Here is a 6,718-nt window from a genome sequence, read left to right as displayed (position 1 = left end):
AGCCTGAAATTAAAAGGCCTGAGTCCGGTAGAATACCGAACCCAGGCCCTGAAAGCCGCTTAATATGAACCGTCCAACTTTATGGGGTCAGTCCACTAGCCGGGCTTTTTAACGCTTACGCGGGATTAGGCTTCGATCGCCATTTTCAGTTTCTTCATGGCATTTTTTTCCAACTGGCGAACACGCTCAGCGGAAACGCCATATTGATCGGCCAGCTCTTGCAGCGTGGACTTGTTGTCGTCATCCAGCCAACGGGCACGAATAATATGCTGACTACGCTCGTCCAAGCCTTCCATCGCGTAGGCCAGTTTGTCTGCGGCGTTGCTTTCCCAGTTATCTTCTTCGATACCTTCGGCAAAGTCAGAGCTTTTATCCTGCAGGTACAGCACTGGCGCCATCGACTGGCCTTCACGGGCGTCGTCGTCCGGCGTTGGATCGAAAGTCATATCCTGTGCCGCCATGCGAGATTCCATCTCGCGTACGTCCTTGCTGGTCACGCCCAGTTCACGGGCCACCAATTCCACCTCGTCCTGGTTGAACCAGCCCAGACGCTGCTTGGTTTTACGCAGGTTAAAGAACAGCTTGCGCTGTGCCTTGGTGGTAGCAACTTTGACGATACGCCAGTTGCGCAGTACGTACTCGTGAATTTCTGCCTTGATCCAGTGCACCGCAAAGGAAACCAGGCGCACCCCAACCTCTGGGTTGAAGCGGCGAACAGCTTTCATCAAGCCGATATTACCTTCCTGGATCAGATCCGCCTGCGGCAGGCCGTAACCAGAGTAATTGCGGGCAATATGAGCGACAAAGCGCAGGTGAGACAGGATCAGCTGCTTAGCGGCTTCCAGATCGCCCTGATAATGCAGCCGTTCAGCCAGCTCCCGCTCTTCCTCTGCCGTCAGCATCGGATAGGTGTTGGCGGCCCGGATATAGGCTTCCAAACTGCCCTGGGGCACTAAAGCTAAAGTTTGCATTTCTTTGGTCATTCAAACCCTCTCTTGAAAAAACAGGTCATGCAGGTGATTTATCACGGCGGGGAAATAATTGATTCTACGGCAGTTGCTATTGCAAAAGCGGTCCACACGCCGGGCACCATAACATTTTGCTGCAGATTTTGACCGTGTTCCGCCCTATTAGTTCACAGTTTTTCGATCACATTGTGCATGACAATACGTGACGAAGACTCAGGCCGATAGGAAATTTGTGCGCAAAGAAGAGACTGAATGGGGCTTGGGTTGGTGCCGGTAGCTCTTCTCCCGCAACACGCTCGGAGCAGCAGGAGAAGAGTATACCAAAAAAACTTTATTGTGGTGTAAATCGACGTAAATGTTGCACCGTCGCCAGCCAGGCGGCGATCCAGCCGATCATCGCGGAGACAATCAGCAGCAACAGGGCTTCATCCCAACCCAATCCGTGCAGGGTAAAGGTGGTGCCAAACACCTTGGCCACGCCGGTAACCACCGACTCCAGACGCCACACCATCCCGCCGGATAACAGCAACGACAGCAACGCGCCAAAGAAGCCCAGCATTGCCCCGCCGTTCAGGAACGGCCGCAGGATAAAGCCGTCGGTCGCACCGATCAGCTTCATCACGTTGATAGTGTCACGACGGCTGAAGATGCTCAGCCGCACGCTGTTGCCGATCACCAGGAACACCGCCACAATCATCAGCACGCCGATCATCGCAGCCACCTGGCCCACCAGCCCGGTCAGCGCCGCCAGGCGGGCAAACCAGCTGTCATCCATTCTAACCTCATCCACGCCCTGTACCGCGACTACGCGATCGCGCAGGGTATTGAGGGTATCGGAACTTTGGAAGCTCATTTTCGGCGTGATGATGGCTACCGCCGGCAACGGGTTCTCTTCCAGCATATCCAGTGCGCCGCCAAAGCCAGACCAGTTGCGGAATTCGCCCCGGGCCTCTTCACGCGACAGGTAATTCACTTTCTCGACGCCGGCTTCCGCCTTGATGGCATCGAGCACTTTCACCGCGGCGTCGTCATCGAGGGATTTATCCAGATAAACCGTCAACTGTGGCGTCGGGTACCATTGGGTCGCTGCGGTACTGACGTTTTTCCAGACGATGTAACACACGCTCGGCAACGTCAGAGAAATGGCGATCACCATCACCGTCAACAACGTTGCCAACGGCTGGCGCAGCATATCCTTGATGGCGTTCATCCAGGCGTAACGCCATTGTTCACGCCAGCCGCCGCGTAGCGCTTTGCTCTTGGCGGTTTTTGCGTTATTCGCCATGATGCGCTCCTCCAGCCATACGACCCTGGCTCAGGCGCAGAGTGCGGTAATTACGACGGGCAATCAGCCCGGTGTCATGGGTGGCCATCAGCACGGTCACGCCAACACGGTTAAATTCTTCAAACAGACGCAGAATGCCTTCCGACAGCGCATCATCCAGGTTACCGGTTGGCTCATCCGCCAGCAGCACCGCCGGTTTGTTCACCACCGCACGGGCAATACCCACGCGCTGCTGCTCACCACCGGAAAGCTGGATTGGGAAGTTTTTGGCCTTATCCAGCAGCCCGACCTTGTCCAGCGCGGCGGAAACGCGACGGCGGATGTCTTCGGTACTGGCACCGGCGATGATCAGCGGCATAGCCACGTTGTCATACACCGTACGATCCAGCAGCAGATGGTGATCCTGGAAAATCATGCCGATCTGACGACGCAGGAACGGCACCTCACTGTTTCTCAGGCGACTGATGTCGTGACCACCAAACCAGATATGGCCGGCGCTCGGCCGTTCGATGCCACAAATCAGTTTCAGCAGGGTACTTTTACCCGCGCCGGAATGGCCGGTCAGAAACGCCATCTCTGCCGGGCGCAGATGAAAATCTACCCCCTGCAGTGCCTGCCGTCCGCCCAGATAAGCTTTACTGACCTGTTCAAAGCGAATCATCCGTATTAATCCTCTCGGGCAAAAAGTGCCTCAATAAAATCGTCGGCCTTAAACGGCCGCAAATCTTCGATGCCTTCCCCAACGCCGATATAGCGAATCGGGATAGCGAACTGATCGGCAATGGCGAAGATCACCCCGCCCTTGGCGGTACCGTCCAGTTTAGTCAGTGTGATACCGGTTAAGCCTACGGCTTCATTAAATAATTTCGCCTGGCTGACAGCATTCTGTCCGGTGCTGGCATCAAGAATCAGCATAACCTCATGGGGGGCCTGGTCGTCCAGTTTTTTCATAACGCGGACGATTTTCTTCAGCTCTTCCATCAGGTGCGCTTTATTCTGCAGACGCCCGGCGGTATCGGCCAGCAGTACGTCGATGCCACGAGCCTTGGCGGCCTGTACCGCGTCAAAAATCACCGAAGCGGAGTCAGCACCGGTATGCTGCGCGATCACCGGGATCCGGTTACGTTCGCCCCATACCTGCAGTTGTTCCACCGCCGCGGCACGGAAGGTATCCCCTGCCGCCAACATCACCGATTTGCCTTCCGCCTGGAACTGGCGGGCCAGCTTGCCGATGGTGGTGGTTTTACCCACGCCGTTCACGCCAACCATCAGAATGACATACGGGTTTTTACCGCCAACATCCAGCGGCTGATCAACTTTAGCCAGAATTTCAGACATTTCCTCCTTCAGCTTGCCGTATAGCGCCTCGGCGTCTTTCAACTGCTTGCGGCTGGCGTGCAGGGTCAGGGAGGTAATGATTTTACTCGTGGTTTCCACGCCGACATCGGCAATCAGCAGCTGCTCTTCCAGCTCTTCAAACAGATCGTCGTCGATTTTCTTGCCGCGGAACAGGCCGATAAAACCGGAGCCCAGATTCTGCTTGGTTTTCACCAGGCTGCGTTTCAGACGGGCAAAGAAACCTTCTTTGGTCGGGCGTTCCTGCTCCTGAGTCACCGCAGGGGCCAGCAGCTCAGGTTGTTGTTCTTCAATAATGGCCGGAGCGACGATAATCGGTTCCAGCGCTACGCTGGTCGGCAGAGGCTCTGCCTCTGGCTCTGGTTCTGGTTCTGGTTCTGGTTCTGGTTCTGGCTCTGGCGCGATAACCTCAGGTTCTGGCTCAGGCTCGATAACAGGCTCAGGCGCAATCACTTCCGGCTCGGGTTCGATAACCGGCTCAGGCTCAACCCATTCTGGTTCAGGTATGACAACCGCTTCCGGCTCAATCACCACCACCGGCTCAGGCTCAACCTCGGCAACCGGCTCGGCAATCTCTTCCTCTGTCACCGGCTGCTGCTCTGCCGCCACCTGTTCGGTGAGGGTAACAATCTCTTCCGCCAGCGCTTGTGCCGCTGCGGAGTGCTCGGCAACCACCGGCACGCTTTCTGCGATATGCTCGCCGGTCAGGCTGCCGTCCCATTCTCCTGGGGTTTCTACGGAGGCGGCAGGTTCAGATTCCTGGGCGGGGAGTTGGTCATCCAGCTTGGGAGCAACCGGTTCAGCCGGGGTCTCCACGGCCTGATTTTCCGCCGGTTCTACCGCCGTCTCAGGTTGCTGTTGCTCTTCTTCCTTCTGGCCGAAGCCCAGCCAGGAGAAAAACCCGCGTTTCTTATCTTTTGCCATGTTATGACTCTACTCCGTACCGAAGGCTTGCTTATGCTGACAATTATTCCGCCGAGTCTATCACTTTCCCTCGCCCAGCAACACGCATCCGGTATGCTTTCCACTGTGAAATCAGGCAACAAAGTTTTACCGTTTCCCCCGGCGCGTCTCACCGGTAGAATAGAGGCAACTTTTCGCTAACTTGTGCGGCCTTCACCGCCCCAAACAGAAATAAACCAATCCTATGACAAGAATATCGCCACGGGCGTCGGCAAAAAAACCGCCTCAGGCTGCGGCCGGGCAGATCCGTATTATCGGCGGCCAATGGCGCGGACGGAAACTGCCGGTGCCAAATAGCCCTGGGCTACGTCCAACCACCGATCGCGTCCGTGAAACCCTGTTCAACTGGCTGGCGCCGGTGATCCAGGGCGCGCGCTGCCTGGACTGTTTCGCCGGTAGCGGCGCACTCGGCCTGGAAGCGCTGTCCCGCTATGCCGGTAGCGTTACGCTGTTGGAGTTTGAACGCCCGGTGGCGCAACAGTTGGAAAAGAACCTGGCGCTGCTGCAAGGCAAAGGCCATGTGGTCAACACCAACGCGCTGAGCTGGCTGGCGAACAATGCCCAACCGTTTGACGTCGTGTTTCTCGATCCGCCTTTTCGCAAAGGGCTGCTGGCGGAAACCGTCACGCTGCTGGAGCAGCAGGGCTGGCTGGCCGATGAGGCCTGGATTTACGTAGAGGCCGAAGCCGAAAGCGCCGCCACCGACGTTCCGGCCAACTGGCAGCTACACCGTGAAAAAGTCGCCGGTCAGGTGGCTTACCGTCTTTATATTCGCTCTCAAGAGAAAACCGACAATGCTGATTAATCTGGGTCGCCTGCTGATGCTGTGCGTATGGGGCTTTCTGCTCTCCAATCTGTTTCACCCTTTTCCCAAGCCGCTGAAGTATTTCATCGACGTGGCGCTGTTCTTTATGGTGGTGATGCACGGGCTACAGCTGGTACTGCTGAAATCCACGCAGCCTAAAGATCAGCCGATAAGCTACTGGCAGGAAGCCAAGATCTTTATCTTTGGCGTCTTCGAACTGCTGGCCTGGCAGAAAAAGCAGCCGCCGATCAAAAGAAAATAACACTGCTCCGGCGCACGATCGTTTTCGGCCTCAGAACGGTACTGGTCGAAATAACGGTGCGCCGCCAGTACGGCGACAAACAATCAGCGAAAATGCCCTTCGCTTCCCCGGTGTTTCAGATTTTCTTTCAGCGAGCCCCCCGACAGAGTTCCCCTAATTACCGACACAATCCGCCTGCATTTCCTATACTCTCCTGCCGACCCATTTCAGGGCCGGGTTTTCTCCATTACCGTCAACAGGAGCCATGATGAAAAAAAACGTGCGAAAGCACCTAACGCGCCCGGAAATCGAGCGCATGCTCGCCGCCGCCGACAGCATCCCCGACCCGGAACGTAACACCTGCCTGCTATGGATGTGTTTTGTCCACGGCTGTCGGGTCAGCGAGCTGACCGGAATGCACCTGGCAGATCTTGATATAGCCGGCGACAGTCTGTATGTCCGGCGTCTTAAAAATGGCCTGTCAACCATGCAACCCCTGCATCCCATGGAGCGGAAGTTACTGGCACGCTGGTTACAACGCAGACAAAGCTATCCGGGGGCAAAAGATTACGATTGGCTATTTTTATCTCACAAGGGTGGGCGACTTTCCCGCTCACGCATTTATCGGATACTGAAGGATTTAGGGGAACGGGCAGGATTATCTATTGCTGTGCATCCACACATGTTACGCCATGCCTGTGGCTACGCGTTGGCTGACAAGGGGGCAGATACCCGGTTGATTCAGGACTATCTCGGCCACCGCAACATTCAGCACACTGTGCTGTACACAGCCAGTAATGTGGGACGATTCAGGGCGTTATGGGGGGAGGAAAATGTTACATAATGAGCCAAAGTGTCACTATTCTAGAATTCCGCTCATAAAAGCGTCAAGATTTTTTTAAGACCCGCCGCAATTTAAAATTTTTATCTTTTAATATCATTAAGTTATATAAAATCATTTCGTACCCCAGCTACTCTCATTTCATTTGTCATTTCTCTTAATCCACCTGTCTCTGATACCCCCCATAAAATTAAATTAGAGCATCACACTTAAATAGCGCCATCCATGGCTGTTTATTAGTTATATCGACTACAAAATA

At 55.2% G+C, this 6,718-nt stretch carries 7 protein-coding genes; 3 read left to right on the top strand and 4 right to left on the bottom strand.

Features of this window, described 5'->3' with window-relative positions; translation table 11 throughout:
• Positions 1–125: 125 nt before the first annotated feature.
• The 4 genes from rpoH to ftsY all read right to left on the bottom strand — a co-directional run bounded on the left by rpoH (position 126) and on the right by ftsY (position 4,533).
• Complete coding sequence (gene rpoH, locus M2406_RS22880) at positions 126–983, bottom strand: RNA polymerase sigma factor RpoH (protein WP_012004694.1); 858 nt, start codon at positions 981–983, stop codon at positions 126–128.
• Positions 984–1,299: 316 nt separating this feature from the next.
• Positions 1,300–2,253 (bottom strand): permease-like cell division protein FtsX, encoded by a 954-nt coding sequence (gene ftsX, locus M2406_RS22875; RefSeq protein ID WP_218218104.1) that lies wholly within the window; start codon positions 2,251–2,253, stop codon positions 1,300–1,302.
• Positions 2,243–2,914: a cell division ATP-binding protein FtsE gene (gene ftsE / locus M2406_RS22870; protein WP_012004692.1), complete on the bottom strand. Its 672-nt coding sequence runs from the start codon at positions 2,912–2,914 to the stop codon at positions 2,243–2,245. Before ftsE ends, ftsX begins: the two co-directional genes overlap by 11 nt.
• Positions 2,915–2,919: 5 nt before the next feature.
• Positions 2,920–4,533, bottom strand: a complete 1,614-nt coding sequence (gene ftsY / locus M2406_RS22865; RefSeq protein WP_259191463.1) for a signal recognition particle-docking protein FtsY — start codon at positions 4,531–4,533, stop codon at positions 2,920–2,922.
• Between the two features lie 223 nt (positions 4,534–4,756).
• Here ftsY and rsmD point away from each other — a divergent pair, with 223 nt between their 5' ends.
• The 3 genes from rsmD to M2406_RS22850 all read left to right on the top strand — a co-directional run bounded on the left by rsmD (position 4,757) and on the right by M2406_RS22850 (position 6,462).
• Positions 4,757–5,377: a 16S rRNA (guanine(966)-N(2))-methyltransferase gene (rsmD, locus tag M2406_RS22860; RefSeq protein ID WP_012004690.1), complete on the top strand. Its 621-nt coding sequence runs from the start codon at positions 4,757–4,759 to the stop codon at positions 5,375–5,377.
• Positions 5,367–5,639, top strand: coding sequence for a DUF1145 family protein (locus M2406_RS22855; RefSeq protein WP_006317223.1), 273 nt, complete (start codon positions 5,367–5,369; stop codon positions 5,637–5,639). Before rsmD ends, M2406_RS22855 begins: the two co-directional genes overlap by 11 nt.
• A gap of 247 nt (positions 5,640–5,886) precedes the next feature.
• A complete protein-coding gene (locus tag M2406_RS22850) occupies positions 5,887–6,462 on the top strand; it encodes a tyrosine-type DNA invertase (protein ID WP_012004689.1) in 576 nt (191 codons plus the stop codon).
• Positions 6,463–6,718 lie beyond the last annotated feature (256 nt).

Source organism: Serratia sp. BIGb0163, assembly GCF_024809935.1.
In the GTDB taxonomy this organism is placed as follows: domain Bacteria; phylum Pseudomonadota; class Gammaproteobacteria; order Enterobacterales; family Enterobacteriaceae; genus Serratia; species Serratia quinivorans.
Note: the sequence above shows the minus strand (reverse complement) of the source record. Positions and strands in the feature narration are given on the sequence as shown.